Raw genomic sequence first — 26,957 nt, 5'->3', positions numbered from 1 at the left:
AATCGGCTGGGACATGTCGGCGGCGTTCGCACTCGGCGACGCGCTCGGGGTCTCGCCGCCCGCCATGGCCGAACTGCTGCCGGTCATCGAAGCGGTGATGGTCGCGAAGCTCAACGAACAGATGGATCACTCCCATGGCTGAGAAGAGGGTCAGCGTCCGCCTCGCGGCCGTGGGCGGACGGCAGGTTCGCGCCGAGCTGGAAGGTGTCGGCGAAGCCGGATCGCGCGGCTTCGGACGGCTGAGCCGCGAGATGGAAGCGGCCAACGCGAGGCTCGCAGCCTTCTCGCGGCGGGTCCGGGTCGCGGCCGCCGCCGCCGTGGCAGCCGCTGCAGCCGCGGGCGTGGCGATGATCCGGTCCGGCCTGCAGACCGTCGATGCGCAGGCCAAGCTCGCGCAGTCGCTCGGCACCACCGTCGCCTCGATCCAGACGCTCGAGCGCGCGGGCGAGCTGGCGGGCGTTTCCATGTCCGGCATCGAGCAGGCCACCAAGGATCTGACGCGTCGCCTCAGCCAGGCGGCAGCCGGGACCGGCCCGGCCGCCGATGCGCTCGACCGGCTCGAACTCTCGGCCAACGAGCTGATCGCCCTGCCGCTCGACGAGCGCGTCGGCGCGATCAACGCCGCCATCGAGAACTTCGTGCCCGCCGCCGAGCGCGCCGCAGTCGCGGGGCAGCTCTTCGGCGAGGAAGGCTCCATCGCCATGTCGCGGATCGACACCGCGACGCTGCGTCAGGCGACCGAGGACGTGCTCGCCTTCGGGGTCGTCGTCTCCGAGCAGGATGCCGACCAGATCGAGCGGACCAACGACGCGATTTCCCGGCTCGGGCTGATCTGGCGCGGGTTGTCGCACCAGCTGGCCGTTGCCGCGGCGCCTGCGCTCGAAGCCGTCGCCGACGTCATGGCGGCGGTCGCGAGCCGCACCGGCCCGCTTGGGATCGCGATCCGCGGCCTCTTCGACAACATCGGCCGCCTGACCACCTATACCGCGACCTTCGCGGCCTTCCTCGCGGGCCGCTGGGTCGCCGGCATGGCCGCCGCAGCGCTCTCGGTGCGTGGGCTCGCCACAGCGCTCGTCGTCCTCCGCGGTGCCGTAATCCGGACGGGGATCGGCGCGCTCATCGTCGGCGCGGGCGAACTCATCTACCAGTTCACCCGCCTCGTGTCTGGCGCGGGCGGGTTCGGCGAGGCGATGTCGCTTCTCGACGATCTCGCCAGCGGGGTCTGGGACCGGATCGGCATGGGGGCTGCAAGTGTTGGAGCTTCGGCAATGGCGGCCTTCGCCGACATCCAGGCCTCTGCGGCGTCCGCGATGCAGGGCGCGCTCGAGGCCGTGGTCAGCTTCGCAAATGCTGCTGTGAACAGCTTCGAGGGCGCGTTCGAGGCAATCAAGGCCGTCTGGGGGCTGCTCCCGGCCGCCATCGGCGATCTGGCGTTCCAGGCGGCGAACAGCTTGATCGAGGGTGTCGAGGCGATGCTGAATGGCGTCGTCACCCGGATCAACGGCTTCATCGAGGGCGTGAATGCCGGGCTGGAAGCGCTCGGGGTGGACCGCCGGATCGGCGTCATCGCCGGGCTCGATCTCGGTCGTCTCGAGAACCGTTTCGCCGGCGCCGCCACAGAGGCCGCAACGGCAGCACGCGATGCCTTCGCCTCGGCCTTCGCCGACAACCCGCTCGCCGTGCCTGATCTCGGACTGACGGCAGCCGCGACCGAAGCCGCGGCTTCGGCCGAGGCCTGGCGTCAGACGGCCGCCACTCTGGCCGACGGGGCGCTTCAGCCACTCGCCGCACTCGATGCCCTCCGTGCTGCGGTGAGCGGCGCCGGCACGGAGGCCGAGTCGGCGCTCGATGGCGCGACGGTCGCTGCCGAGCGCTTCGCTGCCGCACTTTCCGGAGAGGACGGGGCGGGACCGGCCGCCGCGCTCGACGAGACCGCCCAGGCCGCGGGGCGCGCAGGCGGCGCCATGCAGACGGCGGCCGATGTCGCGCGCCAATCTTGGGACGCGGCCCGCGCCGCCGTGGAACGCACGCAGGAGATCGCGAAGGGGCTGGCAGAAGACATCACGGGCCCGATCAAGGAGGCGCTGAAGTCGGGCGAGCTCAGTTGGCAGACCTTTGCAGGAGCTGTGGCCGGGATTGCGCGCAATCTCGCGAACCGCCTCATCGACCAGGCCTTCAAGCCGATCGAGGACGCGCTCTTCCGCGCCTTCTCCGGCGCGGGTACCGGCGGAGGCGGTGGCCTGTTCGGCTGGATCACGAGCGCCGTCGGCGGGCTTTTCGGCCTTGGTGGCGCCTATGCCAGGGGCGGCGCCTTCGCGCAGGCAGGCGAGATCACCGCGTTCGCCCGCGGCGGCGTGGTTTCCCGGCCGACGGTCTTTCCCTTCGCCCGAGGCGCGGGCCTCATGGGCGAGGCTGGACCGGAAGCGATCTTGCCCCTGCGGCGTGGGCCGGGCGGTCGGCTCGGAGTGGAGGCCAACGCGGGAGGACCTGCGCCGCAGCCCGCCACACGTATCGTCAACGTGCTCGATCCCGCGATCGTCGGGGACTATCTGGCCACGCCCGCGGGCGAGCGGCTCATCGTCAACGTGATCCGACGCAACCGGGGAGGTCTCGATGCCTGATCGGCTCTGGCCCTTCGCGGCGCAGAGGCCGGTCACGGAAGTGCTGGAGTGGTCGACTGACGTCCTGGTCACGGAAGCGGCAGAGCAGCGCATCGCACTCCGTACGGCGCCGCGCTCCACGCTGACCTTCCCGCATCTCATCGATGCCATCGGGCTGGCAGGGGCCGCAGAACTCGGCCGGGCCGCATCGCTCGACGACTGGACCTTGCCGCTCTGGCATCTCGCGCGTTCGGCGACGGCGCCGATCGATCCCGCCGACCCGGTGATCCTGGTCGACACCACCGACGGCGCCTTTGGCGGGGCGGGGCAGGCGGTTGTCGCCGCTGATGGCGTCGCGGCGCACCTGGTCGAGGTTGCAGCCGTGTTGCCCGACCGACTGGAGCTCGCCACTCGGGCGGGCGTCAGCCTTGTCCACGCCGTCGTCGCACCAGTCGGCACCGCCTTCTTCGCACGGCCCCTCGAGATCGACCGCGGCCGTCAGGGGCTTGGCACCGTTAGGGCGAGCTTCACACTGCGCTCGCTCGTACCGGCGGCGTGGATCGGAAGGACCGCGATCTATATCGCCATGGATACTTCGGGGTCGATGTCCGGTAGCCGGATGGCCGCACAGAAAGCTGCGCTCGCTCGCCTCGTCCATTGGATCAGCGAAGAGGCTTTCCCGACCAACGACATCATTGTCGTCACCTGGAACGCGAGCGTCACCGGATCGCTCCTGCGGCGCAATGCCGATGCCGCGGCCTACGCCGAAGTCACGACCTGGATCGAGGCTCTGTCCGACGCGACGAGCGGTGGCACGGATTTCGGGGCGGCGGTGAGCGAGGCACCCGACTTCTTCGCCGGCGCCACTGACAAGCGGCGGATCCTGATCTTCGTCACAGATGGGGAGCCGAGCCCCGCATCGAGCCTCGCGGCCGCGAAGGCGACGCTCGCGACCCTCCCAGATGTGGAGGTCTTCGCCTTCAACATCGCGCTTTCGGACACGGGCGCCACCGCGCAGATCGACACCACGCCCGTCGACGGCGTGCCCGTCGTGCCTGCGGGCGATCCGGACGTCCTCGTGAGTTCGATCCGTGCCGCCTTCGGCGGAGCGCTCCCGCAATATCAGGGGCTCGACGTCCTGACCGACCCGGCCGTCCTGCGCCAGCCTCTGGCCGAGACGCTTGGCCAGACCGTCGAGGCCATCGACAACGGCTTCGGCACCATCGTGCTCGAGACCCTGCTGACCCATGTCCAGCGCCGGTCGACGATCACGCTGATCGACCGCGGGCCCGCGCGCCTGACCCGCCGCCGCTGGCTGCTTTCCTTGCGCGGCCGCCAGCGCGCCTTTTGGCTGCCGACCTGGGGCCGGGAACTGGTTCTACAGGCGGCGATCACCTCCGATGCGACCTCCATTGTCGTCGCGCCGCTCGCCGATCCCTCCGTCTGGATCGGCCGCCACCTTATGATCGATCACCCGACCGGACCGATATTCCGCGAGATCACCGCCGCCACCTGGGACGCACTGGGGATCGGGCTCTCCATCACCGCTCCCGGCAAGAGCATTCCCCTCGGCACACCCATCCACCTGCTCGTGAAGGTCCGCTCGGATGCCGACCGGATCGAACTCAAGCACGGGCCGAACCGCACTGAACTGGCGCTGCCACTAATCGAGACCCCCTCATGACCTACGATCTTGCCGAGACCTCGACCGCCGAGGGGCGGCCGTACTTCCTCTACCTCTTCGCGGAAGGAGCCAGCGTCTGGCGCTTCACCAGCCGCGCGAGCGCCTGGATCTCGCCCGCGGGCGCCATCGGCGACGAGACCGAGGATCTTGTCTGGGAGCCCTCGGCTGTGAGCCACAGCTCCGTCGTCCAGAGCAGCGACCCCAGGCGCGTGGACCTGTCGGTGACCTTCCCGCTCTCCGATCCCTTCGCGCGCAGCTATCTCGGACCCCGGGGCCGATCGGTGACGACGCTCACCATCTTCCGCGGCCACGAACAGGTCCCGGCCGAGGTGGTCGCGCACTGGAAGGGCCGCATCGTCTCGGCCCGGGTCGAGGGGCGGCGGATTACGCTCCGGGCGGAATCACTCTTCACCTCGATGCGCCGCGAAGGCGTGCGGGCGAAGTACCAGCGGCTCTGCCGCCACGCGCTCTATTCCCGCGGCTGCCGCCTCGACATCGAGACCTTCTTCGTGGGCGGTACTGCGATCGCGCGATCGGGCCTCGAGATCACCGTGCCCGAAGCCGCGCTCCTGCCGGACGGCTGGTTCCGCGGCGGCGTCCTGCGCCACACGGGGCTGCTCGGTTTCATCACCGGCCATGTCGGAGACAGGCTGACGCTCGCGGGGCGCATGCCGGAACTAGAGACCGCGATCGACGATCTGGAGACGGTCGCCGTCATCGACATGGCCCCCGGCTGCGATCTCCGCCGCGACACCTGCGCCGCCAAGTTCGGCAATCTCCTGAACTTCGGGGGCTTCCCCGACATCCCCGGCCGCAATCCCTTCGGCGGCACCAGCATCGTCTGATCCGCCCCAACATCCCGAGCCCCGCCCATGGTCTGGAACTTCGTCGTCCAGATCGTCGCCAGCCTCGTGCTGACGGCGATCTCCTATGCGCTCTCGCCGAAGCCGAAGACCGAGGTGCCGAAAGCGGCGGGGCTCGACGACTTCGACCTGCCGACCGCCGAGGAAGGCCGGCCGATCCCGGTCGTCTTCGGCACCGTGCTTCTGCGCGGCCCGAACGTCGTCTGGGCCGGCGATCTCAAGGTCGACCCGATCCGCAAGAAGGGGGGCAAGAAGTGAGCGAGACCCTCATCGTCCGCGCCGAGGACATCCGCGCCGCCCGGCTCTGCTTTCAGGGGGCACGGCCGTGGTTCCGCCGCCACGGGCTCGACTGGCAGGCTTTCCTTGCCGAAGGACTGCCCGCCGAGGTGCTGGCGGCCACAGGAGATGCGCTGGCGCTTCGCGTGATCGCCGAGGCCGACAAACGCGCCGCGCGGACCGGGGGCGAGGCCTGACATGGGCGGTCGCTCAAAGTCCCAGACGGTTGGCTACAAGTACACCCTCGGGGCGCATCTGGCGCTCTGCCATGGACCAATCGATGCGATCCGCGAGATCCGGGTCGACGACCGTACGGCTTGGTCGATCGGCGCTGGCCAGAGCAGTTCTGCCGGTACCGGCGTCGGCGCGCTCGCGAGCTACGGTACCGTCGCGGGCATGTCGGCCGCCGCCGCGGCCGCCGGCGACAGCGTGGCCGAGGTGACCTTTCCGGGCACGCTCGCCGGGATCCGTCTCGGGGCCAACTACGACCTGAAGCTCGGCACCGACAACACGACCCGCACGGTCACCGTCCAGGCCGTGAGCTACGATGGCGGGACCGGCACCACGACCTGGCTTGTCGAGCCCGCCGCCACTGCCTTCGCCGCGCAGTCCGTCACGGTCTCCGATGCCGCGAGCCTGCCGAACCTCAGCGGCGGCGCTGCGGGCGGTCGCATCCGGATCAACAAGCCGAACCTCTTCGGCGGCGAGAGCCGCGAGGGTGGCATCGTCGGCGACATCGACGTCCTGATGGGCGGGACCACACAGGGCCAGAACGACTATCTCGCCGCGCAGGCGGGTTCCAACGTGCCGGGCTATCGCGGCATCTGCTCGCTCGTCCTGCGGCAGGTCTATCTCGGTCTCAATCCCTACCTGAAGCCATGGGCCGTCCGGCTCACCCGCATCCTGCGTGCCGAAGACGGCAATCGGCAGTGGTATCCCGAGAAGGCGCAGATCGTGCCCGAGGTCCGGATCGGGGACGCCGCGATCTACATCGCCATGGACACCTCGGGCTCCATGTCCGGCAGCCGCATGGCGGCGCAGCGGACGGCCGTCTCGCGGCTCATCGCCGAGATCGGTGCGAATGCGATGGAGCCCAACGACATCCAGTTTGTCACCTGGAACTCGACCGTCTCGTCGACAATCATCCGGCGCAATGCCGATGCCGCAGACTATGGCGAGCTCAAGGACTGGGTCGACGCGCTGCCGACCACCGTGAGCGGCGGCACGGATTTCGGGGCGGCGGTGAGCCAGTCAGGCGCCTTCTTCAATGGCGCGGGCGGCAAGCGGCGCATCCTGATCTTCGTGACCGACGGCGAGCCGAGCCCGGCCTCGAGCCTCGAGAGCGCCAAGGCGACGCTCGCGGGCCTCTCCGAGGTCGACGTCTTCGCCTTCAACATCGCGCTCTCGGACACGAGCGCCACCGGCCAGATCGACAACACGCCCGTCGATGGCGTGCCGGTCGTCCCCGCCGGCGATCCCGACGTGCTCGTCGCCTCGCTCCGCGCGGCCTTCGGCGAGGGCCCGGACATGAACCCAGCCCACATCATCCGGGAGTGCCTGACGAACCGCGACTGGGGCCTCGGGCACGCCTTCACCGACATCGGCCTGAGCTTCGCGACGGCGGCCGATGCGCTCTTCGCCGAAGGCTTCGGGCTCTCGCTGCTCTGGCAGCAGGAATCGACGATCGAGGACTTCATCGCCGACGTGCTGAAGCACATCGACGCCTATCTCTACGTCGACCGCCGCTCGGGCCGCTGGGAACTGAAGCTCATTCGCGCCGACTACGATCCCGAGACGCTGCCGATCTTCGACGACATGACTGTCGTCGACTGGGGCGAGCTTGGCCGCCGCGAGGCCGCCGATCTGGTGAACTCGGTCACCGTGAAGTTCTCGGACGCAAGGACCGATCAGACCGGATCGGTCAGCGTCACCGACACCGCGCTCGTCCAGGACCTCGGCCAGGTGGTCAGCGCGACGGTCGATTATCCGGGGATCCGCTACGAGTCGCTCGCCGTGCGCGTGGCCGAGCGGGATCTCCGCGCGCTCTCGTCGCCGATCCTGTCGGGCGAGATCACCGTTACCCGCGTCGGCGCCGATCTCGATCCGGGCGACGTGATCCGGCTCGTGAGCCCGCGCCGCGGGCTCGAGGGTGTCGCGGTCCGCATCGTCGAGATCGACCACGGCGACGGGCGCGCGAACGGCGTCCGGCTCCGCATTGCAGAGGATGTTTTCGGACTTGGCGACACGGCCCTTGTTGGTGGCGAGAGCGGCGATCCGGGCCGGCTCATCCTGCCGCCTAAGCCGCTGACACGCCGCTGGGTGACGGAAGCCCCTTACTGGCTGCTCGTCCAGGAGCTGGGTCACGCGCAAGCCGACGCGCTCCTCGACGAGGACCCCGACGTGGGCGCGCTGGTTGCCGCCGGCGAGCGCCCTTCGGCCGATGCGTTGTCAGTTCAGGTCTGGACCGACAGCGGCGCCGGCTACGCGCTCGAGGCGGGCGTCGAGTTCGTCCCGACGGCGCTGCTCACAGCGGATGTGACAGACGATCCGGCCGAGCGGGTGCTGCCGGTCGGCAGCTGGACGGGGCTCACGGATGTGACCATCGGCACGCTCGCCGCGATCGGCGACGAACTCGTCCGGATTGACGGTGTCAGTACCACGACCCTGACGGTCGGTCGGGGCTGTCTCGACACCGTGCCGCAGGTCCATCCTGCGGGCACGCCGGTGATCTGCTGGCAGCTCCTCGCGAACGCGAGCGAGGCGCGCTTCGCGGCCGGCGAGACCGTCGCCGTCCGGATGCTGCCCGAGACGGGACTCGGGACGCTGCCGCTCTCTCAGGCGCCCGAGGACCAAGTGACGCTCGCCTCCCGCGCCATTCGGCCGCTGCCGCCGGGGGATCTCCGTGGCAATGGTGTTTCGGTCGTGAACCCCAACATCCTGAACCTCGGTCCCGTGCTGCTGACTTGGGCGCATCGCGACCGGCTCACCCAGACCAGCAGCGTGTTCGATGCCTATGACGCGGGCGACATCGGACCCGAGCCGGGTGTGACCTACGCGCTCGAGATCCGCTGGATCGATCCGGACACCGATGCGGTGGTCGAACCGCCGGCGGCGGTAATCGATGTCGGCAGCGCCACCAGCTTCACGCTCACGAAGGAGGACGTGCCGATCCTCTCGGCGCCGACGGGAACGAAGCATTTCGAGGCGCGGGTGCAGGCGCGGCGCGTCGCCGGCAGCGCGACCTATGAGGCTCGGGCCGCGCGCTCGATCCGGCTCTTCATGCCCGACGGCATCAAGGTCGCCGAGGCCAGCCTCTGGAACGAGTTCGGGGCGGAGACCCGGCTGACGGTTCCTGAGACCGTCGTCTTCCTCGAGCTCGGCGGCGCGGTCCAGCTTACGGCGGCCGATGCCGCGCTCTGGATCGGCTTCGGGGCAGACGCCCGGCTGAGCGTGGCGCGGGCCGATCTCTTCCACGAACGCGGCGGGGACGCGCGTCTCACCGCCGCCGCAAGCGCTCTCTACATCGAGGTGATCCCATGAGTTACATCCTCCATCTCGGCCACCAGGTCACGGATCTCTCCGGAGCGACCGGGCTGATCAGCACCGACGCCACGGGCTTCGACCCTGCCTACGACGTGAACGCCGTCAAGATCACCGCGAACAACGGTTCATCCGTGCCATTCACGGCGACATGGGCGGAGCCCACCGGCGACGTCTGGATCGGGTTCCGCTACCGGGCGCCATCGGTGAATGCGCACATCATCGCGCAGGACGGCATCTTTCTCGAGTTCTACGACGCGGCGAACCGGCAAGTCGGGCTCGTCCGGACCGAACGAGACGACGAGAAGTACCGTGCTATGGCCGTTGGCGATACCAGCGTCGACGGGGCCTCTTCGTTTGTCGCCGCCACCAACCAGGCCTACTGGGTCGACGTCAAGATCGCCGTCGGCGCCGACATCACCATCGAGTTCCATATCGATGGCGTGCTTCACAGCAGCGCCACCGCCGCCAACACCGGCGGCAAGGGCCGCCCCGTCCGCTGCGTCTGGCGCAATCTCCACCTCTTCGACTTCTACAACCCGGCCACATGGTACTACGCCCACATCGCCGTGCTCGACGGGGTCTCGACCATCGGACGGCGCTTCGCTCGGCGCGCACCGGACCTGGTGGGCACCTACGACGCCTTCTCGGGTGGGATCGACGCGATCAAGGACGGCGACATAGCCACGCGGGCCGCCAGCGACATCGCGGGCCAGCGGCTCTCGTTCTCGCTTGCGGGCCCGACCGGCCCGGCTGGGGCCACGACCATCGCGGGCGTCCACGTCAAGCAGCTGGCCCAGCTCGGCACCGCCGGTCCGACCAGCATCGCGGGCTTCCTGCGCTTGGACGGGGTGGATTACGACGCGGCGCCCGGAACGCCCTCGGCGGACCTGCCATCGCCGGTCTATTCCAGCTGGGACCTGAACCCTGCCGACAGCAGCCCCTGGACGGCGGCCACGCTGCCGGCGGAAGCGGGGATTATCTCGTCATGACCCCACCCAGATCCGAGGGCTTCGTGCGCATGCCCGACGCCGAGTTCGAGGCGATCCTTACGCGAGCCGCCGAGGAAGGGGCGAAACGCGCGCTGGCCGATGTCGGGCTCGATGGCGACGAGGCCGCGCTCGACATCCGCGATCTGCGATCGCTGGTGGATTGCATCCGGCTGGTGCGCCGCACCGCCATGCAGACTGCCGTCCGCATGATCACCACCGGCGTCATGCTGGCGCTGCTCGCGGGCATCGCCATCAAGCTGAAAATTTTCGGCAGCGGCCCGTAGCCGCGCCCCATCCTCATCCATCAGCCCAACCGCACCCGCCCTCGAGGCGGGTTTCTTCGTTTTGGAGGACCCCATGACCACAACTTTCTACGACCACTGGCGAGAGGCGCCGAAGGCAGCATGGCGCTGGCCGAACTTCAGCCCGGCGGAGATCGCCTGCCGGGGCACCGGCAAGCTGCTGATCAACGAGCCCGCGCTCGACAAGCTGCAGGCGCTGCGCGACCAGCTGGGCAAGCCGCTGATCGTCCGCTCCGCCTATCGCAGCCCCGAGCACAACCGTACCGTCGGCGGCGCGACCCGGTCGAAGCACATGGACGGCGCCGCCTTCGACATCGCCATGGCGAACCACGACCCGGTGGCCTTCGAGGCCGCGGCGCGCGAGGTCGGATTCCTCGGCTTCGGCTTCTACCCGCGATCGGGGTTCATCCATGTCGATCTCGGGCCCGCTCGGCAGTGGGGCGAGCGGTTCCCGGTCCGGGCGACCGCATTTGCAGCTGAGACGCCGCCCGCGCGGGAGGTGCTGGCCGACAGCCGTACGATGAAGGGCGGCGGGGCGGCGGGTGTCGCGACGCTCGGCGCGGCCGGGGTGGAAGTGGCTCAGCAGGTGCTGGCGGAGACGCAAAGCGCCGTCCTGCCGCTGGTCCCGTATCTCGATACCCTGCGCTGGGTGTTCATCGTGGTCGCCCTCGGCGGCATCGCGGTCACGATCTACGCCCGCCTCGATGACTGGCGCCGGGGGCGGCGGTGATCAGCACCTTGCTCGGCGGGATCGCCACGACCCCGTGGATGCGGGCGGCGCTGCGCTACGGCGCCATCGTCCTCGCCGTGCTCCTGTTTCTGCTTGCGCTTCGGCGCACTGGCGAGCGAGCGGGACGCCTCGCTGAACGCCTCAAGACAACAGAGAAGGCCAATGATGTCCAACGCCAGATGCTGGAGGCGGCGGCTCGTCGTCCTCGCGATCGCGACGAGCTCGCTGAGCGGCTGCGCGACGGTAGGTTCTGAGCCCGGCATCGCGACCGCCTGTCCGCCCGTGGTGGAGTACACCCGCGAGCTCCAGGCCCGCGCAGCCGACGAGCTCGATCTGTTGCCGGAGGGGTCGGCTATCGCCGAAATGCTCGCCGACTACAGTGTTATGCGGGATCAGGCGCGAGCGTGTCGTCCGCACACGGGCGACATCGCGGACTCGTGAGGCGGTCGGTCCTTGAACCTACAGCCGCTTCAGGTGCTAGCGTCATGACCACACCGGAAATGCATGAAGCCGGCGAGCATCATGAAGCGTCAACTTCCCAAGATGACGCAGCGAAAAATCCACCCTACGGCCGCTGAGATCATTCATGCCTAAAACGACTGAGAGACAAGCATGCTGACCAGACGCCACTTCATCACGACCACTGCCGCATTGTTCTCGCCGCCTTTTGCCGGACCGCTCTCGGCGAGCAACTGGCCGACAGAGTCAGAAAAGGCGGCTTGGGACGCGCAGGTGACGCCGCCGAATTACAATCCTGCCACGTCGAACCCCTGGGGGCTCCACCCGCGATTTCTTCCACAACGCGTGATTGCGAACGACGGCCTGACGCCTGGCGACATCCATGTGGATGCCGTCGCACGCTACCTTTACCACATCGAAGCCGGGGGAACCGCAATGCGGTACGGGGTCGCTATCGGCCGGGGGGACCTCTACGAGCCTGGCACCTATACAATCCGGCGCAAGGTCGAATGGCCGCACTGGACCCCCACGCAGAGCATGATCGAGCGGGAGCCGGACCTTTATTCGCAGTACGAGGACGGGATGGAACCGGGTCCGCAGAATGCGCTCGGCTCGCGCGCGCTCTACCTCTACGTCGGGGAGCGCGACACGTATCTTCGGATCCACGGCACTCCCTATCCCCGCTCGATCGGAAGCCGGGCGAGTTCCGGTTGCGTCCGCATGGTCATGGCCCACATCAACGGGCTCTACGACGAGGTTGAGATCGGGGTGATGGCGAGGCTCTACCCTGCCGAGAGAGCGCTCGGCGCAAGAAGCTGACAATCCGGTTGCAGGAGTAGCGTGCTCAGGATGCCGAGGAGGTGCCGGTGGCGGTGCAGATCGACCGCCCCTCCGAGGTACGGAGCGGAAGGAGCGTCGTCTCGACGGGGCCCGAATGAAGATACCAGTAGCAGCCGTCTTCAGGACGCAGGCGCGCGGTCTGCAGGTTCTGGCTCGGGTCGGCGAGTGCGATTACCGAGCCTGGCACGGGCAACGCCTCCGGGCTCTCGGTCGTACCGGTCAGGTTCGCGCTGCATGCCCCGAGAAGAAGAGTCGTCATGATTGTCCCCGCCCATCGCGTGTTCATCGCGCCGCCTCCGGAAGCCACCATTACAGATTTCACTCGGATTGGTATCCGGAGGGGCCCGGAAGAACAATGCATTGATCGCCCATTCGGTGACCAGCCCGTCAGGCCCCGCGCAGGGTTGAGGCGACCGGGAGGCCAGTTGACCGCCATATGATCGCCCGCCAACCCGACCGGCGATTTTCCTCTTGAAGCTCTAGTTGCTGTAGACCCTAAATAGGACGGACACGTCCGAATCCGAGGGTCGCGTCATGTCCGTTCACCGCAATTCCCACCGAGACAACAGTGCCTGCAGGAACGACCACGCGCATGATCACGGCCATCCGCATGGTCATGACCACGCGCGTGGCGCAAGTGCTGCCTGTTGTGGCAACGGCGGATTCGCCGGCGGTCCAGCGCCCTGCGGACCGCTCCCGCGCGGACGCAGCTTCCAGGTGAGCGGCCTCGACTGTGCCGAGGAGGTGGCGATCCTGAACCGGGCCGTCGGCCCGGAGGTCGGCGGCGAAGCGCATCTGGCCTTCGATGTCATCAATGGCCGCATGACGGTGCTCGACAGCGCGCAGCCGGTGACCGACGACCGGATTGTCAAGCTCATCGCCGGCACCGGCATGTCCGCTCTCCCCTGGGACGCGGACAGGGCTGAGGTGGACCGGGCGGCGCACCAGAAGCGCCAGCGCCTGTTAACGGCCGCCAGCGGCGGGTTCTGGGCCGCCGGCTTCCTCTGGCATCTCGTCGAGACCGGAGCATCTGGCGCTATTGCCCTATTTGCAGGACACGGCGAGGCGCCGATGCCGCTGGCCGAGGCGGGCCTGTTCGCGCTTGCCATCGTGTTCGGCGTCTGGCTGGTGGCGCCCAAGGCCTGGTCCTCGGCGCGCCGACTGAGCCCGGATATGAACCTTCTTATGGTGGTAGCCGTGGCGGGCGCCATCGGCCTCGGCGAGTTCTTTGAGGCGGCGACGGTGGCCTTCTTCTTCTCGCTCTCGCTCTACCTCGAAAGCTGGAGCGTCGGACGGGCGCGCAATGCGGTCTCGGCGCTGCTGGACCTCGCACCGCCGACCGCGCGGGTGATCCGCGAGGGCGGCCGGGAGGAAACCTTGCCGGCCGGAGAGGTGGCCATCGGTGACCGCTTCATCGTGCGAGGTGGCGACCGCATTCCACTGGACGGTGAGGTGATCGAAGGTGCGGGCGCGGTGGATCAGGCGCCGATCACCGGCGAGAGCGCGCTGGTGGCCAAGGAACTGGGCGACGACGTCTATGCTGGCACCATCAACGGCGAAGGGACGCTGATGATACGCGCAACCAGGGCGGCCTCGGACACAGTTCTTGCAAAGATCATCCGCATGGTGGGCGACGCCCATTCCCGCCGCGCCGAGGTGGAGCAATGGGTGGCGAAGTTCGCCCGCGTCTATACGCCCGCGGTGATGGCGCTGGCCGTGGCCATCGCGATCCTGCCGCCGCTGCTGACGGGGGGCGCGTGGGATTTCTGGTTCTACAATGCTCTGGTGCTTCTGGTCATCGCCTGTCCCTGCGCGCTGGTGATCTCGACGCCGGTTTCCATCGTCGCGGCCCTCACCTCCTCCGCGCGGGCAGGCGTGCTGATCAAGGGTGGCGCCTATGTCGAGGCGCCGGGCCGCACCACTGCGCTGGCGATGGACAAGACCGGAACCATCACGATGGGCGAGCCCGAGGTTGCGGCGATCCACCCCCTGAATGGCGCCTCCGCGCGCGATCTGCTGACGCGGGCCGCGGCACTCGAGGCGCGGTCCTCGCACCCGCTGGCGCGCGCGATCCTGGCGCGGGCCGAGCGCGAGGGGCTGACCGTGACGCCGGCCGAGGACACGCGCACGGTGCCGGGCCGCGGGCTGGAAGGTCGCGTCGGCGGTAGCGCCGTCTGGCTGGGCTCCGACCGGTTTGCGGCCGAGCGCGGCTGGGGCGAGGCAATCCCTACCGATCTGCGCGATCGGATCGAGATAGCCGGTGCGACGTCGGTGGCGGTGGGCGACGACACGGGCGTCACCGGTCTACTGGAACTGCGCGACCGCATCCGCCCGGACGCGAAGGACATCGTTGCGCAGCTTCATGCGCAGGGGGTGACGACGATCGTCATGCTGACCGGCGACAATGCGCGCACCGCGCGGGCGGTCGCCTCCGAGGTGGGGATCGACGAGGTTCGTGCCGAACTCCTGCCCGAGGACAAGGTGACGGCCATCGAGGAACTGGTCGAAAGCCACGACATGGTGGCGATGATCGGCGACGGGGTGAATGACGCCCCAGCCATGGCGCGCGCGCACTACGCCATCGCCATGGGCGCCGTCGGGTCCGACGCGGCCATCGAGACAGCGGACATCGCCCTGATGACGGACGACATTGGCAAGGTGCCGTGGCTCATCGGTCATTCCCGGCGGACCATGTCGATCATCCACCAGAACATCGGCGTTTCACTGGCGACGAAGGCCGGTTTCGTCGTTGCGACGGCATTCGGGATGGCGTCGATGTGGGGCGCCATCGCGGCGGATGTCGGCGTCTCTCTTCTCGTGGTCGCCAATGCATTGCGCCTGCTCAACGGCCACGAGGCAGGTGTGCCGCCATCCGGCGGTGAACAGATTGGTGAGCAGATGGCAAGAGGCGCTCTTGCACACGGGCATTGAACCGCCACGGCCTCCAGGGTAGCGTTTGACCCATACGAGACCTCGCTCACGAGGCATAGAGCAGTGACGATAATCCATATTCCACGCCGCGGCGTCTTGTTCGGTGGGCTTGTCGCCTTCCTGTCCGGCTGCGCCGGCAAGTTCCGAACCTATTCTGGACCCAAGGTCACCCGGCTGCGCCTCTACAAGGCGCAGCGCCTGCTGGTTCTCGACGGCGCCGATCGCGTCTTGCGGACCTACCCGATCGGACTGGGCTTCGCGCCTGTCGGTCACAAGCAGTTCGAAGGCGATGGCCGCACACCGGAAGGCTCCTACGTGATCGACCGGCGGAACCCCGACAGCCTCTTCCATCTGTCCATCGGCATCTCCTACCCGAACGAGGCCGACATCGCTTTCGCGGAATCCCTAGGGCGTTCCCCCGGCAAGGACATCTTCATTCACGGCGGACCGCGGCGTGGTATCGACCCGACCAATGTCCGCGACTGGACGGCAGGTTGCATTTCGGTGACGGATCCCGAGATCGAGGAAATCTACGCCATGGTTAGCAACGGAACACCAATAGACATCTACGCCTGACGGGCTGGGAGGCGTCTGCGCGTCGGTCGATCGCTTCAGGCAAACCGGCGGCGAAGAGCCAAGTTGATGGCCTCGATCGCGATCACCATGGCGATCACGGCCAGTGTGACGCTTGTTGCCTTGTCGTACTGAAACGAGTGCACATAGCGTTCCTTTCTAGCCTTGGGGTCGATGAGGAAACCGCGGAACGCGATGCTGAGGGGATCGAGCATCAATGAGTAAAAATTCCTTGGACGCATTCGAACGTGCATTGCGGAACAATCGCAGTGAGGAATAGGCTCCATCTACGCGAGGACAACAGCCAGTTGGGCGCAATCAAGAAAGTGAGGGCAGAAGGGTCGCGACCACACCGACGCTTCGGGCGCTAGTGATTATTGCGAATGCCCCAATGCTTCCCGCTGCATTCATGGGCGAGCGTTAGTACTCGGAAATCGATCCGATATTCAGAGCGCGTAGACGATCGTCACTAAGGTGATCATCACAACCATGAACATGGCGAATGCGCCGAGGGCGAGGGTGCGGCCCATGTCCCGGTTCGGCTTCTCCACTTTCAGACGCAGTTCCTCCGCGGTTTCCGGAAACTCGAGCGACGCCGCATTCGATTTGCGCACCAGGTCGTAGCGGGAAGTCCAACGCCGTTCCTCCGCCGCGTTCCATCCGTTCAGCACCAGAATGATTGCCACGATGAGAACCATCGACGACGGGACCCAGATTACGTAGCCGCCGATTGTTTCGTCGGCCAGGGCGCGAAGTCGAACACCGTTTGCTGCGATTGTTTCTGATCCATAGAGGGACACCTCCTTGAGCGTCGTCAGGGAGCCCAGAAAGATGTTGGAAACGATCACCACGAACCCTGAAATCAGCCGAGCTCCGCGCCGCGCTCCTTCAGGCGGATCACGCGGATCGAACAGCATAGCAAAGTACCAAAGCCCAGCCAGCACCATTGACAGATGTGCCAGCGCCTCCATCGCCGCAATACGTTGTGCAAGGGAGTAGATCGCCGGGATCTGCCAGACGAAAAGCGCGCCAAACAACAGGGAGGTGGCAAATGCTGGAGGCGCCAAGAATCGCGGGATGCGCGCACGCCCAATCAAGGCAAGGCGTCGGCGCCATTCCCTTTTCAACCCGGCTTGAAGGACAAGCCAAGGCTGAGAAACCGCGATGAGCAGTGGTCCTGCCAGTCGCAGAAGAAGATGCTCGACCTGGTGTACCCAAAACAGACTGTGCCCCAATGGCGCGAGCGGCCCATTCGTCGCGACGAGGACGGCCGCGAGGCCGACAAAGAGGACGGTTCGACGCCAGCCAGAAAACCTTCCGAGACAGCGAGCGTGTATTTTGAGCCCACGCAAATACAGCCATGCTGTAAGGCCGACGACAATGAGCGACACCGGTGACAGCGCGTAGCCGAAAGGGTCGTAAAGGATGGAGCTCGTGATCATTCGCTTCGGCCCTCGCTCATCCGAGGGTTGTCGGAGGTAGCCGGTGTCAGCCGCGAGAGCCCGGAAGCCCCGCCACGGGCCAGTGACAGATCGGTCGACATGGCGAGGTATTCGCCTTGTATCCACGAGGGAAAGAGATTGTCGTAAAAACGAGATAGCGGATGTCCCGACTGCCCGGCGGGCGCGATGTAGTATGATCCCGCTTCTTCCGATATCGACATGACCGCCTGAAAATTGCTTCCGGCCCCCACGAGGAATGGACGGCCTTCTTCCAAACCAAATGACGTCAAGAATTGCGTAAAGGGATCGCCCGAAATCGGCGTTTGAAGGGACAGCAGGTCAGTCAGCAACCCACGTGAACTGATCGGCGACCACTGCATGTCCAATGTATGCTCCTCCCCCCAGGTCCACGTCGAGGGATCGCGCCCATATCGATCGACCAGCCAGCCAAGGGCATCATCCAGGGCCGCGCGAACCTGCTCCTCACATGTCTCGCGAGGTGAGGATAGGCGGATGTCGCACCAGATCGCGCTACCGCGACGATTGCTGAGTACCGCATAAAGAAAGTCCGGGTTCGGACGGGTCCAGATTTGCTCCGCTGTCGGAAACTCGTCCTTCAAAATGCGCTGCTGCAAAGCCCGGACCCAGGTCCAGAACAGCAGAGGTTCCGGTGAATAGCGATCCATATTGCCATTCCACGACGCAAGCCTGTCCAGTAGCTCACGACGAAGGACGTCCGCATCGGTGCCTTCGATGCTGTCTCTGGACTGCACGAACCAAAGCTCTTTCGCCATCAGGGGCAGGAGGGTTCGCGCCACGGAACTTACGGTGTCCCTTTGAACACCGATGGCGCCTTCCGTCGAGAAGATCGATTGCCGCGCTTCAAGCTCCGCCAGCCGAATGTCGCGAAAAGACGACGCCCGTACGGCCTCCGCTCTTGGCCATCGGGCAACGGTTTCTCGGTCAATGGCCAATGCCTCCATGCCCTTCGGCAACATGTCTGCGGCAACTCCGATGGCATCGGTCGCGTCGGCCGAACGCGCGAACAGCTCCAGCATCGTCAGGAAACCTGCCGCCTGCACGGTTGACGGCCCCCTTGGTGCCTCCTCGTCTGGCACGGGAAATGTCCGGAAGGCCCAGGCGACGCGCGCATTGCGACCGACAATAACGAAAGGTACGCCCGGCATTGTGGCCCCTATGACCGGCCCTGTCGAAAATTGAAGATCTGCGAGATACCATTCCGAGGGAAGCGACAGGGAACCGCTGATATCGGCGGCTAGAATTGGCGTTCCGGTCGCTGTTCGGTCGCCGTCCATCGCCCATGCATCAAGGCGCTGCTCCGGATCAGTCGCAAACAGCTCGGGCACTCTCTGGCGATCCGCCGGTATAATGGCACTTGATATGCTCGGCATTCCTTCCCGTGCGCTTCCCGGTAGCAGGCCATTCAGGAAAGACCGGGCAATCCTCAGGCTATCGCCGGGTGTCCAGGCCGCGATCGACCGTTCGTCTGCGATCAGCAGCTCCGGAGAGCCTCTGCCGCGCCCGCCTGCCGACACCAGTTCGAGCCACGCATTGACTCCGGCGGCATAGGACGCGAGCGCGTCTGAGACCGCTGGCGCAAGGTCCAAGATCTCATCGGATGGCCACGAAGCTTCCGCTCTTCGCCTTGCCCTTAACAGCTGACCGAGCCGGTCTTGCGCATGAACGAAGCCTATTGCGAAGTAGACGTCTGCGGCAGAAGTTGCGGAGATGTGCGGGACTGCCGAAGAATCCCGCAGAATGTCGACCGGTCCGTCTAGCCCTGCGACCGTGAAGTCCTCGTCGTAGTCGGGAACGGATCGGCTCAGCAGAAAATAGACCAACCCGGAACCAACCGATGCCGTGATGCAGATCGCCAGGAACCCGTACAGCAATATGTTGAAAAGACGTCTCACGTCGGTGCCGTTTCGAAACCCTTCTCATGAAAAGATGCGCAAAAGGACCACCGAAACGAAATAGGTGAGAAGACCGAAGATGATAGCCGAACTCGTCGCATACTGGAGGATATCCAGCCGGTTTCCTTTTCGGCGTCGCGCCAGATAACCACCCCAGATTGCACCCGCGACAATGCCCGCGATTACCAGCATGACTTTGTCTCCGTTCTTGTTTTCTTGTTGCCCCGGTGTGTGCCGACCAGACCTGCAGCCAGTCCCACGGCCCAAGTTGCGAAGATGAGAGCCAGCAGTGTCCAGTCGCCGAAGCGCGCATAAAGCGTTGGCGGATGAGCGAAGGGCAGAGCCGCACCGATGACACCGGTTTCTCCGGTGCCGAGCCGCGCGGCGAGATCACCGTTTGCGTCGATGACCGCGGAGATTCCGGTATTCGCGGCCCGGACGATGGGAAGCCCTTCCTCGACGGCGCGCATGCGTGCAGAGGCGAGGTGCTGCTCCGGCCCGATGCTGGTTCCGAACCAGGCATCGTTGGTCGCGTTGAAGATCCAGTCCGGCCGGAACAGGTCGTCAACGACATGGCCCGGAAAAATGATCTCGTAGCAGATGGCCACGGCAACCAGCGGTACCCCCGGTAATGCCAGCGTGCGCGGCCCTGGTCCCGGCGTGAAGTCCCCCAAGCCTTGCGTGAGACGGTCGATCGGCAGCCAGCCCCTGAACGGCATGTATTCGCCGAAGGGAACGAGGTGGTGCTTGGCGTAGCCGGTCAGGAATTCGCCGGACTGGTCATAGGCCTGGACCGAGTTGAAGTAACTCGTGCCTCCATCCATTGATACACGATCAGGCACGCCGGTCAGAAGCAGGGCCCCAGCCGGAATGGCTGCGGCGATGCGCGACCGCGCCTCAACGTCCTCATCGAGAAAGCCCGGGAAGGCTGTTTCCGGCCAGAGCAGGATGTCGACGGGGCCGGGACGTGTCGAGAGTTCGAGATAGCGCGTGAGGGTCGCCTCCCGATTTTCGGGCGCCCACTTTTCCTGCTGGGGGACATTGCCTTGCACGATGCGCAGGTCGACTCCCGATGGTCCTGGCGTCTCAAGTTGGAGCCGTGCTGTGCCTGCGTTCCAGGCAACCACAACGATCCCAACGCCGAGCAGGGGGATGTCCCAACGGTGCCGCCCTCTCGCCAAAAAAGCTGCCGCCGGAAGGGTGCCGGCAAGGACCACAAGAAAGCTCAACCCGTAGCTTCCGACCCATGCAGCCGGCTGCCGCAAGGCCGCGTATTCGACAAGCGCGTAGCCCGCGAGGTTCCACGGAAATCCCGTGAGCAGGTGCCCGCGCAGCCACTCTGCCGTCGTCCAGCAGGTCGCGAACAGAAGACATGCCAGCACGCCTCCGATCGCACGGCGTTGTGCGACGCCGGCGAAGAGCGCCGCCGCGATGGCCGGAAAGATGGCGAGGCCGGCGGACAGCACTGCGACGGCGGGGATCGCCAGCGCAGCGAACCGCTCGGCATCCACGTAGAAACTCTCCGCGATCCACGAGAGTCCGAAACCGAACTGCCCAAGACCGAACGCCCAGCCGACGAGTGCGGCCTTGGCGACGGAGAGATGCCGAAGGAGTACAAGGAGGGTAGCGTAAGCAACCGGGACAAGCAGGAGGATCGAGAACGGAGGGAGGGTCAGGACCGCCAGGCCGCCGGCTGCACAGGCCACGGTCATGCGCGACGGCAGGGAAATCACCCGCGCCGCGGGCAGCGTCCAAATCAGGTTCATGGACCAGACCGAGGTCGTTGCTTGAAAATCGGCGCGAGCAGAAGCAATCCGACGCCGCCGACCACGAACACATCGGCCATGTTGAAGGCGGGCCAGTGGGCGGAGCCGACGTAGAAATCGAGGAAATCCGTCACGGCCCGAAATCTGAGGCGGTCCAGCACGTTGCCGAGTGCACCACCGATGATCGCCCCGTAGGCAAGCGCCTCGATGCCGTTCCCGGCGCGGAGCACCATGATCGCGAGCCAGGCGCAGACGGCAAGAGCGAGCACCACAAGGCTCCACCACGGCGCGCCGCCCAGAAGTCCGAAGGTCACGCCATCGTTGCGATGGAACGTGAGGTTGAAACCGGGAAACACGGGAACACCAGCGCTCAAGAAGCTCGCATTCGTGACGACGATGGCCTTTGTGACCTGATCGATCGCGAAAGCCGCAACGGCGGCCAACATGCCGATCACGCGCGTTCTTTCGGCTCTCAACATCTGTCACCCCAGCCAGACGTCGAGAAACAGCATCAGGACAAGGCCGACCGACAGTCCGAGCGTCGCCTTGTTCTGATGTCCGCTGCGATGGGTTTCTGGGATGATTTCGTGGCTGATGACATACAGCATCGCACCGGCGGCGAACGCCAACCCCCATGGCAGCAGCGGCTCCGACAGCGTGATGATACCCGCCCCGAGCAACCCGCCGATCGGTTCGATCATGCCGGTGAGGGCCGCAATGCCCCAGGCGCGCAGCTTCGAGTATCCCTCACCCAACAGCGACACCGCCACAGCGAGACCCTCGGGCGCGTTCTGCAAGCCGATTCCGATGGCGAGTGGGAGGCCGCCTTCCACGCCACCGGATCCGAACCCAACGCCAACGGCGAGGCCCTCCGGGAAATTGTGGATCGTGATTGCGATGATGAAGAGCCAGACCCGCCGAAGCGACGCGGCGCCCGGACCTTCGCGGCCCGTTCTGAAGTGTTCGTGCGGCAGCTTCTCGTTCATCAGGGCAACGGCACCCATGCCTAGAAGGATTGCGATGCAGACGATGGCCGCGGGTACCGCCCCGTTGTCGAACTGCGGCTCAGCCGCGTCCAGCGCTGGAATGATCAGCGAGAAGAAGGAAGCTGCGAGCATCACGCCCGCCGCAAAGCCGAGCGACAAGTCGCGTGTGGCGCGTGAGGGGATCCGCCCGAACAGCACGGGGACGGCCCCGACGGCTGTCAACGTGCCGGCGGCCAGGCTTCCGAGAAAGCCGAGCATGATCGGGGACAATTGATCCATTCGTCAGGTGGCTTACCCTTCGGGGTAGCTTGAATAGACTTCGGTCGAGCCGTCCTTCAGAATCAGAAACACGTCGTAGGCTTCGCGGTCCTCCTCGGGCCCCATGCCGGGCGAACCGTAGGGCATGCCCGGAACCGCGAGACCGACCGCGTCGGACCGTTCGTCTAGAAGGCGGCGGATGTCGGCGGCCGGCACGTGGCCCTCGATCACGTAGCCGTCGACGAGCGCCGTGTGGCAGGAGACCATGCGCTGCGGCACCCCGTTGTCGAGCTTGAAACGCACGAGGAGGCCGCCGAACATGTCCTGGCCTGTCGGTGCGAAGCCGTTCTCCTGGAGATGGTTCATCCAGGACAGGCAGCAGCCGCATCCATTGGTCTTTCGAACATCGATGGCAGTTGCCTCCGCGAGAGCCTGCGCCGCCGGAAAGAGTGCGATTGCGATGCTCAGGGCTTGTGTCAGACGTTTCATGGGTCAGAGCCTTTCGGTTGCTGTCAGGGCGATCTCGCGGTCGAGACTTTCAGCGAGAAGCGCGCGGGCTTCGGCCAATCGCGACAGCGCGGCAGTGTCATCCGCTTCGCGCTCGGCAGCTTCGGCGAGCCGCTCGTCGGAGAGAGGATCGGTCGGACGACCGTCCACCAGAACCTCGTAGTGCAGGTTAGGACCGGTCGCGGTGCCGGTGGCGCCCACACGACCGATCACGTCTCCGGCGGCCACGCGCTGGCCTTGCGCGAGGCCATCCGGGACGGCGCTGAGATGCGCGTAGCGCGTCGTGGTGTCCGAGCCATGCGAGATTTCGACCACGCGGCCGTACCCGCCCCGCCAGCCGATGAAGCTGACGCGCCCGGGTGCCGTGGCGTGAACCGGCGTCCCACTTGCCGCAGCGAAATCGACGCCGGTGTGCATTCGCACGTTCCCATAGACTGGATGCGTGCGGCGGCCGAAAACGGAGCTCAGGCGTGCACCTTCGACGGGCTGCGCGAAGACGCGGAGGACTTCGCCGTCGACGAAGATCGTCGCCTGTCCGCTGCCGTTGTCCGGCCAAACGACCTCGTAGAGCGCGCCGCCGACCTCCAGCGCGGCGAAGGCAAGGTCAGGCTGGCCGATCCTGTCGTCTCCGACGCGCGCCTCGCGCCAGAGAAGCCGGAGGGTTTCGCCGCCTGCCATCTCACGGCGAAAATCCACCGTTCCGCCGAGCATCTGCGCCAGGTCCACCGCAAACCGGGCCGGGATACCGGCCTCATCGAGCGCAGCGAAAAGCGAGCTTTCGATCACTGCTTCCCCGGCAAGCGTCACCGTCTCGGACTTCGGGGTAACGATCTGCGTGGCAAGCTCATCGCCGAAGATCACCTCGATGCGCACACCGTCCTCGATGGCGAGCGCGACGCTGCGCGGGCTGTTGTCCATCGTCGATACGACGGTGACGGAATGTCCAGGCCGCAGCCGCCTCAAATCATATTCCGCGCCAAGAGCGAGGGTGACTTCCGCACGGTCGGTCGCCGAGAGACCGGCCTCCGCGAGAACTATATCGAGCGTCTCACCGCTTTCTATGTCGCGCGACCAAGCGGAAAGGGGAGGTTCGATCGTCGGCAAGGAAGTATCAGCGACGGAGACCTGCAGAAGAGGTATGGGGCTAAGCAACGTCGTGGGCTCGGCTCCTGCCTGCGCAAATCGTGGCGGTTCCGACACCACAAACGGGGGAGGCTGGAGACGGTCCGGCGACCATATGCTTGCTGCCGCGAGACCTGGAGGAACGGGGTCCTTCGACCAGACCCCCGAAAGAACAAAGCCACCACCTGATAGCGCGGCGACAATTCCGATACCTGCCGCGATTGCTCTGAGCCTCATGTTGCCCCCTCCGTTTCTTCTTCGAGTGCGCGGCGAATCTTCGGCACCGCGAATTCCCTCGGTTCGTGATAGTCGATCATGGTGACGAACCGCCCCGCAGCGTCGAACAGGAAAACGCTGGCGGTGTGGTTCATCGTGTAACCGCCACTCTCGGTCGGCACCCGCTTGTAGCTCGCGCGGAAGCCGCGCGCGGCTTTCGCGATTTCCTCATCTTCGCCGGTCCAGCCGCGGATGGCCGGATGGAAATAGCCGACATAGTCCGACATCGCATCGACGGTGTCGCGCTCGGGATCGACAGTGATGAAAACCACGAACATCTCGTCTGCCTCGTCCCCCAAATCGTCGAGCCATCCCGAAATGTCCGAGAGCGTGGTCGGGCAGACGTCCGGACAGTAGGTAAAGCCGAAGAACACCATCGCAGGGCGCCCGATCAGCGTTTCCGGCCCGACCACGTTTCCCTCGTGGTCCGTCAGGCTGAAGTCCATGGCGGACAGAGCCAGCGGCCGCTGGCCCTCCGGCTCGGGCGCACCAGGCCCGTCCACTTGCCACCAGCCGACAAAGAGCGCGAAGAGTAGTGCCCCGACACCCGCTGCGCCGTATCCAAGGATCGTCCGTTGCTGCATCAGTCGTTCAGACCGCGCGCGGCGATCCCGAGGATCGGAACCTCAACGCGCACTTCACCGCCGTCGGAGAAGATCAGCGTCAAATCGAACGTCTCGCCCTCGACCATCGGACGCTGGAGCATCATCAGCATCGCATGCAGCCCGCCTGGTTCGAGCGCGACCGCCTCTCCCGGAGCGATCTCGATCTCGCCCGCCGGAGCCATGGAGTTCACGCCCCGGGCGTCGGTTGCGCTCAAGTGGACCTCCGGCTGCATCGCCAGATCGGTCGATATGCCGGAGAGCGTGAGCGCTTCCTCGCCGGTATTGCGGATCGTCATGTACGCCGCGCCGGGGCGGCTGGTGCCGATCGACGCACGCGCCCATGCGTCTTCGACCACAACGTCCTCGGAACCCGCGAGAGCGGCGCCGCTCAGTACCGCGGCCAAAAGCAGGGCGGCACATCCCCCCAGAATCGTCCCTTTCCTTATCATGTCCGTCGAACTCCGTTCATTTTCAGCTTCGTGTCGCGGTGACCTCGGCGGCCACCAGCCGGCGCAACTCTGCTTCCCCGAACGGATCGAGCGACCGACCGTTGACGAAGAAGGTGGGGGTCTGGCGGACGCCGACTGTTTCGACATCCGCGCGGTCCTGGTTGAGCACAGCCGTCGTACCGGGGAACAGCAACTGGCCTTGCCCCTCATCGACGTCGAAACCGGCCGAAGCCGCGATGTCCAGAAGCAGGCCCGGTTCGGGGGCGCCGTGCGATGCCCATCTTGGCTGGTCGCGTAGAAGCGCCTCCAGCACCGGCTCGAACACCCCTTGCATCCGCGCGGCCTCAAGCACCCGGATCGCCTGTTCCGATGCCTCGCCGTGGAAAGGCGTGTAGCGGATCACAACGCGGACGGCGCTGCCATGCTCGGCCATGATGTCCTTCACGATGGGATGGAAGGCGCGGCAGGCCTCGCAGGCGGGATCGAAGAACTCGACGACGGTGACAGGCGCATCCTCGGGACCCAGCGCAGGCGAATGCGGCCGGATGAGCGCTTCGGCCTGTGCGGGCGGCGCAGCTTCTGCCTCGGCCGTCGGGGCGGGCCGGGTGGCATACCAGGTCGCACCGCCGAATCCGACGGCGCCAACGGCAAGGACGGAGAGGATCAGGGCGCGGCGGTTCATTCGGCGGCCTCCTTGAGCGAGAGGGTTGAAAACAGGGCGACGAGCGCGAAGGCAACGAGCGACAGCGCCGGGATCGGGAGGCCGAGGATCACCTGGTTCTCGCCGGTGCAGGACGGGCCCGTTGCGGTGCAGGGCTGGATCGGCTCGGGGATCCAACCGAGGTAGAGAAGGACATGCCAAAGCGCGACGGCCGCGCCTCCCGTGGCCAGCGCGATCCCGTAGCGGCCAACACCAGGGTCCCGCCACCACAGGCCGAGGCCGAGGACGATCGCCAGCGGAAACATGAAGGCGCGCTGATACCAGCACAGGAGACAGGGCATCTGGCTCAGAACCTCGCCGATGAAGAGGACGGCCAGCGAGGCGGCGAAGGCCACCATCCAGGCCAGCCCGAGGGCCGTCTCGCCGGAGAGCCTTGCCATGCCGTCAGATCCTTTCCCGAAGATCGGCGATGATCTCCTCGGCCGGAGTGCCATACGGCCAAGAGTCGACAAAGCCAGCGTCCGGTCCGAACAGAAGCAGGTGCGACGTGTGGCCCATCGTGTAGCCGTCGGGGGCGCTCGCCTCCTCGATCCGCTCGAAATAGATCGGGAAGATTTCGGCTGTCTCGGCGATCTGTCCGGGCGTGCCGGTCAGCCCGATGATGCGCTCGTTAAACAGCGGCACGAAGTCGGCCAGCGCCTGCGGCGTGTCGCGCTCCGGGTCGATCGAGATGAAGATCGGCTGGACCTCTTCTGCATCATCGCCGAGCCCGTCCATGACGGCGGCGACCTCGGCAAGAGTTGTCGGGCAGACGTCGGGACAGTTCGCGAAGCCGAAGAAGATCAGCATCCAGCGGCCGGCGAAATCGTCCTCGGTCCGGACCACTCCCCGGTGGTCGGTGAGTTCGAAAGCAGCCGCGAAGGCAGGCTCCTCCGCGACCCGTGCCTGATCGGCATGGTAATCCAACCAGAGCAGGCCAAGCACCAGTCCCAATCCTGCAACACCGGTCAGACTCCACAATAGCGTTTTAAATGAAGTCAGTCGCACCTCGGCCCGCCCGATTGATTCTTGATTACCTGCGCTTACATCCTCTAGCTACTGGAGGTTCAAGCCTGTTTGCCTTCGCCCCTGGCAGCTCACCGCTTCGTGAAAATCGGTTCC

Annotated in this window: 30 protein-coding genes; 15 read left to right on the top strand and 15 right to left on the bottom strand. The window is 66.3% G+C overall.

What is annotated here, in order from left to right; translation table 11 throughout:
* Positions 1-13: 13 nt before the first annotated feature.
* From A37W_RS24580 to A37W_RS0113750, 13 genes are all read left to right on the top strand, one after another.
* Positions 14-142, top strand: a complete 129-nt coding sequence (locus A37W_RS24580; RefSeq protein ID WP_018303627.1) for a DUF7697 family protein — start codon at positions 14-16, stop codon at positions 140-142.
* Positions 135-2,621, top strand: coding sequence for a phage tail tape measure protein (locus A37W_RS0113800; protein ID WP_018303626.1), 2,487 nt, complete (start codon positions 135-137; stop codon positions 2,619-2,621). The genes A37W_RS24580 and A37W_RS0113800 overlap by 8 nt, the downstream gene beginning before the upstream one ends.
* Positions 2,614-4,284 (top strand): vWA domain-containing protein, encoded by a 1,671-nt coding sequence (locus A37W_RS0113795; protein ID WP_018303625.1) that lies wholly within the window; start codon positions 2,614-2,616, stop codon positions 4,282-4,284. Before A37W_RS0113800 ends, A37W_RS0113795 begins: the two co-directional genes overlap by 8 nt.
* Positions 4,281-5,129 (top strand): phage BR0599 family protein, encoded by an 849-nt coding sequence (locus A37W_RS0113790; protein ID WP_018303624.1) that lies wholly within the window; start codon positions 4,281-4,283, stop codon positions 5,127-5,129. Before A37W_RS0113795 ends, A37W_RS0113790 begins: the two co-directional genes overlap by 4 nt.
* A gap of 27 nt (positions 5,130-5,156) precedes the next feature.
* Positions 5,157-5,405, top strand: coding sequence for a membrane protein (locus tag A37W_RS0113785; protein ID WP_018303623.1), 249 nt, complete (start codon positions 5,157-5,159; stop codon positions 5,403-5,405).
* Positions 5,402-5,620: a hypothetical protein gene (locus A37W_RS0113780; RefSeq protein ID WP_018303622.1), complete on the top strand. Its 219-nt coding sequence runs from the start codon at positions 5,402-5,404 to the stop codon at positions 5,618-5,620. Before A37W_RS0113785 ends, A37W_RS0113780 begins: the two co-directional genes overlap by 4 nt.
* Position 5,621: 1 nt before the next feature.
* Complete coding sequence (locus A37W_RS0113775; protein WP_018303621.1) at positions 5,622-8,963, top strand: VWA domain-containing protein; 3,342 nt, start codon at positions 5,622-5,624, stop codon at positions 8,961-8,963.
* Positions 8,960-9,955, top strand: a complete 996-nt coding sequence (locus A37W_RS0113770; protein ID WP_018303620.1) for a hypothetical protein — start codon at positions 8,960-8,962, stop codon at positions 9,953-9,955. The genes A37W_RS0113775 and A37W_RS0113770 overlap by 4 nt, the downstream gene beginning before the upstream one ends.
* Positions 9,956-9,984: 29 nt before the next feature.
* Positions 9,985-10,239, top strand: coding sequence for a DUF6127 family protein (locus tag A37W_RS0113765; RefSeq protein WP_018303619.1), 255 nt, complete (start codon positions 9,985-9,987; stop codon positions 10,237-10,239).
* A 73-nt stretch (positions 10,240-10,312) separates the two neighbouring features.
* Positions 10,313-10,987, top strand: coding sequence for a YcbK family protein (locus A37W_RS0113760; protein WP_018303618.1), 675 nt, complete (start codon positions 10,313-10,315; stop codon positions 10,985-10,987).
* A complete protein-coding gene (locus A37W_RS23355; protein WP_081617137.1) occupies positions 10,984-11,241 on the top strand; it encodes a hypothetical protein in 258 nt (85 codons plus the stop codon). The genes A37W_RS0113760 and A37W_RS23355 overlap by 4 nt, the downstream gene beginning before the upstream one ends.
* A 31-nt stretch (positions 11,242-11,272) precedes the next feature.
* Positions 11,273-11,428, top strand: a complete 156-nt coding sequence (locus A37W_RS24390) for a hypothetical protein (RefSeq protein ID WP_229665999.1) — start codon at positions 11,273-11,275, stop codon at positions 11,426-11,428.
* A gap of 171 nt (positions 11,429-11,599) precedes the next feature.
* Complete coding sequence (locus A37W_RS0113750; RefSeq protein WP_026198501.1) at positions 11,600-12,265, top strand: L,D-transpeptidase; 666 nt, start codon at positions 11,600-11,602, stop codon at positions 12,263-12,265.
* Between the two features lie 25 nt (positions 12,266-12,290).
* On the opposite strand, the gene A37W_RS23585 is transcribed toward A37W_RS0113750, so the two are convergent.
* A complete protein-coding gene (locus A37W_RS23585; protein ID WP_229665998.1) occupies positions 12,291-12,473 on the bottom strand; it encodes a hypothetical protein in 183 nt (60 codons plus the stop codon).
* A gap of 347 nt (positions 12,474-12,820) precedes the next feature.
* Here A37W_RS23585 and A37W_RS0113735 point away from each other — a divergent pair, with 347 nt between their 5' ends.
* Positions 12,821-15,217, top strand: a complete 2,397-nt coding sequence (locus A37W_RS0113735) for a heavy metal translocating P-type ATPase (protein ID WP_437437305.1) — start codon at positions 12,821-12,823, stop codon at positions 15,215-15,217.
* A 72-nt stretch (positions 15,218-15,289) separates the two neighbouring features.
* Positions 15,290-15,793 (top strand): L,D-transpeptidase family protein, encoded by a 504-nt coding sequence (locus A37W_RS0113730; RefSeq protein ID WP_040754070.1) that lies wholly within the window; start codon positions 15,290-15,292, stop codon positions 15,791-15,793.
* Between the two features lie 35 nt (positions 15,794-15,828).
* Here the strand turns inward: A37W_RS0113730 and A37W_RS23820 are convergent, their stop codons facing one another.
* From A37W_RS23820 to A37W_RS0113670, 14 genes are all read right to left on the bottom strand, one after another.
* On the bottom strand, positions 15,829-16,005 hold the full coding sequence (locus tag A37W_RS23820) for a hypothetical protein (protein ID WP_018303611.1): 177 nt from the start codon (positions 16,003-16,005) through the stop codon (positions 15,829-15,831).
* Between the two features lie 231 nt (positions 16,006-16,236).
* On the bottom strand, positions 16,237-17,232 hold the full coding sequence (locus tag A37W_RS0113720; RefSeq protein WP_026198499.1) for a cytochrome c oxidase assembly protein: 996 nt from the start codon (positions 17,230-17,232) through the stop codon (positions 16,237-16,239).
* The gene (locus A37W_RS23350; protein ID WP_081617136.1) at positions 17,229-19,166 is read right to left on the bottom strand and encodes a penicillin acylase family protein; all 1,938 of its coding nucleotides are present in this window, start codon (positions 19,164-19,166) and stop codon (positions 17,229-17,231) included. The genes A37W_RS0113720 and A37W_RS23350 overlap by 4 nt, the downstream gene beginning before the upstream one ends.
* Positions 19,167-19,190: 24 nt before the next feature.
* Positions 19,191-19,358 (bottom strand): hypothetical protein, encoded by a 168-nt coding sequence (locus A37W_RS24035; RefSeq protein ID WP_086017002.1) that lies wholly within the window; start codon positions 19,356-19,358, stop codon positions 19,191-19,193.
* On the bottom strand, positions 19,349-20,932 hold the full coding sequence (gene lnt, locus A37W_RS0113715) for an apolipoprotein N-acyltransferase (protein WP_018303609.1): 1,584 nt from the start codon (positions 20,930-20,932) through the stop codon (positions 19,349-19,351). Before lnt ends, A37W_RS24035 begins: the two co-directional genes overlap by 10 nt.
* Positions 20,929-21,387 (bottom strand): signal peptidase II, encoded by a 459-nt coding sequence (lspA, locus tag A37W_RS0113710; protein ID WP_018303608.1) that lies wholly within the window; start codon positions 21,385-21,387, stop codon positions 20,929-20,931. Before lspA ends, lnt begins: the two co-directional genes overlap by 4 nt.
* A gap of 27 nt (positions 21,388-21,414) precedes the next feature.
* Positions 21,415-22,197, bottom strand: coding sequence for a ZIP family metal transporter (locus A37W_RS0113705; protein ID WP_018303607.1), 783 nt, complete (start codon positions 22,195-22,197; stop codon positions 21,415-21,417).
* 12 nt (positions 22,198-22,209) lie between these two features.
* Positions 22,210-22,665 carry a DUF411 domain-containing protein gene (locus A37W_RS0113700; protein WP_026198497.1) on the bottom strand — a complete coding sequence of 152 codons (456 nt, stop codon included), beginning with the start codon at positions 22,663-22,665 and terminating at the stop codon, positions 22,210-22,212.
* Between the two features lie 3 nt (positions 22,666-22,668).
* The gene (locus A37W_RS0113695; RefSeq protein ID WP_026198496.1) at positions 22,669-24,042 is read right to left on the bottom strand and encodes a M23 family metallopeptidase; all 1,374 of its coding nucleotides are present in this window, start codon (positions 24,040-24,042) and stop codon (positions 22,669-22,671) included.
* Complete coding sequence (locus A37W_RS0113690) at positions 24,039-24,665, bottom strand: SCO family protein (protein WP_026198495.1); 627 nt, start codon at positions 24,663-24,665, stop codon at positions 24,039-24,041. The genes A37W_RS0113695 and A37W_RS0113690 overlap by 4 nt, the downstream gene beginning before the upstream one ends.
* The gene (locus tag A37W_RS0113685) at positions 24,665-25,132 is read right to left on the bottom strand and encodes a copper chaperone PCu(A)C (protein ID WP_026198494.1); all 468 of its coding nucleotides are present in this window, start codon (positions 25,130-25,132) and stop codon (positions 24,665-24,667) included. The genes A37W_RS0113690 and A37W_RS0113685 overlap by 1 nt, the downstream gene beginning before the upstream one ends.
* Positions 25,133-25,157: 25 nt before the next feature.
* Positions 25,158-25,817, bottom strand: coding sequence for a DsbA family protein (locus A37W_RS0113680; RefSeq protein WP_018303602.1), 660 nt, complete (start codon positions 25,815-25,817; stop codon positions 25,158-25,160).
* Positions 25,814-26,236, bottom strand: coding sequence for a disulfide bond formation protein B (locus A37W_RS0113675; protein WP_018303601.1), 423 nt, complete (start codon positions 26,234-26,236; stop codon positions 25,814-25,816). The genes A37W_RS0113680 and A37W_RS0113675 overlap by 4 nt, the downstream gene beginning before the upstream one ends.
* Positions 26,237-26,240: 4 nt before the next feature.
* Positions 26,241-26,807 (bottom strand): SCO family protein, encoded by a 567-nt coding sequence (locus tag A37W_RS0113670; RefSeq protein WP_040754068.1) that lies wholly within the window; start codon positions 26,805-26,807, stop codon positions 26,241-26,243.
* Positions 26,808-26,957 lie beyond the last annotated feature (150 nt).

Origin of the sequence: Wenxinia marina DSM 24838, from assembly GCF_000379485.1 — a bacterium.
Taxonomy (GTDB): Bacteria; Pseudomonadota; Alphaproteobacteria; order Rhodobacterales; family Rhodobacteraceae; genus Wenxinia; species Wenxinia marina.
This window is presented reverse-complemented; position numbering and strand designations above follow the sequence as displayed.

Excerpts from the sequence above, each read along its gene's own strand:
- A37W_RS0113790 (WP_018303624.1), top strand. The coding sequence starts at position 4,281 with ATGACCTACGATCTTGCCGAGACCTCGACCGCCGAGGGGCGGCCGTAC.
- lnt (WP_018303609.1), bottom strand. The coding sequence starts at position 20,932 with ATGAACCTGATTTGGACGCTGCCCGCGGCGCGGGTGATTTCCCTGCCG.
- A37W_RS0113705 (WP_018303607.1), bottom strand. The coding sequence starts at position 22,197 with ATGGATCAATTGTCCCCGATCATGCTCGGCTTTCTCGGAAGCCTGGCC.
- A37W_RS0113700 (WP_026198497.1), bottom strand. The coding sequence starts at position 22,665 with ATGAAACGTCTGACACAAGCCCTGAGCATCGCAATCGCACTCTTTCCG.
- A37W_RS0113695 (WP_026198496.1), bottom strand. The coding sequence starts at position 24,042 with ATGAGGCTCAGAGCAATCGCGGCAGGTATCGGAATTGTCGCCGCGCTA.
- A37W_RS0113760 (WP_018303618.1), top strand. The coding sequence starts at position 10,313 with ATGACCACAACTTTCTACGACCACTGGCGAGAGGCGCCGAAGGCAGCA.
- A37W_RS0113680 (WP_018303602.1), bottom strand. The coding sequence starts at position 25,817 with ATGAACCGCCGCGCCCTGATCCTCTCCGTCCTTGCCGTTGGCGCCGTC.
- A37W_RS0113675 (WP_018303601.1), bottom strand. The coding sequence starts at position 26,236 with ATGGCAAGGCTCTCCGGCGAGACGGCCCTCGGGCTGGCCTGGATGGTG.
- A37W_RS24035 (WP_086017002.1), bottom strand. The coding sequence starts at position 19,358 with ATGCTGGTAATCGCGGGCATTGTCGCGGGTGCAATCTGGGGTGGTTAT.
- A37W_RS0113785 (WP_018303623.1), top strand. The coding sequence starts at position 5,157 with ATGGTCTGGAACTTCGTCGTCCAGATCGTCGCCAGCCTCGTGCTGACG.
- A37W_RS24580 (WP_018303627.1), top strand. The coding sequence starts at position 14 with ATGTCGGCGGCGTTCGCACTCGGCGACGCGCTCGGGGTCTCGCCGCCC.
- A37W_RS0113775 (WP_018303621.1), top strand. The coding sequence starts at position 5,622 with ATGGGCGGTCGCTCAAAGTCCCAGACGGTTGGCTACAAGTACACCCTC.
- A37W_RS23820 (WP_018303611.1), bottom strand. The coding sequence starts at position 16,005 with ATGCTCGATCCCCTCAGCATCGCGTTCCGCGGTTTCCTCATCGACCCC.
- A37W_RS0113720 (WP_026198499.1), bottom strand. The coding sequence starts at position 17,232 with ATGATCACGAGCTCCATCCTTTACGACCCTTTCGGCTACGCGCTGTCA.
- A37W_RS0113770 (WP_018303620.1), top strand. The coding sequence starts at position 8,960 with ATGAGTTACATCCTCCATCTCGGCCACCAGGTCACGGATCTCTCCGGA.
- A37W_RS0113690 (WP_026198495.1), bottom strand. The coding sequence starts at position 24,665 with ATGCAGCAACGGACGATCCTTGGATACGGCGCAGCGGGTGTCGGGGCA.
- A37W_RS0113795 (WP_018303625.1), top strand. The coding sequence starts at position 2,614 with ATGCCTGATCGGCTCTGGCCCTTCGCGGCGCAGAGGCCGGTCACGGAA.
- A37W_RS0113765 (WP_018303619.1), top strand. The coding sequence starts at position 9,985 with ATGCCCGACGCCGAGTTCGAGGCGATCCTTACGCGAGCCGCCGAGGAA.
- A37W_RS0113750 (WP_026198501.1), top strand. The coding sequence starts at position 11,600 with ATGCTGACCAGACGCCACTTCATCACGACCACTGCCGCATTGTTCTCG.
- A37W_RS0113800 (WP_018303626.1), top strand. The coding sequence starts at position 135 with ATGGCTGAGAAGAGGGTCAGCGTCCGCCTCGCGGCCGTGGGCGGACGG.
- A37W_RS0113735 (WP_437437305.1), top strand. The coding sequence starts at position 12,821 with ATGTCCGTTCACCGCAATTCCCACCGAGACAACAGTGCCTGCAGGAAC.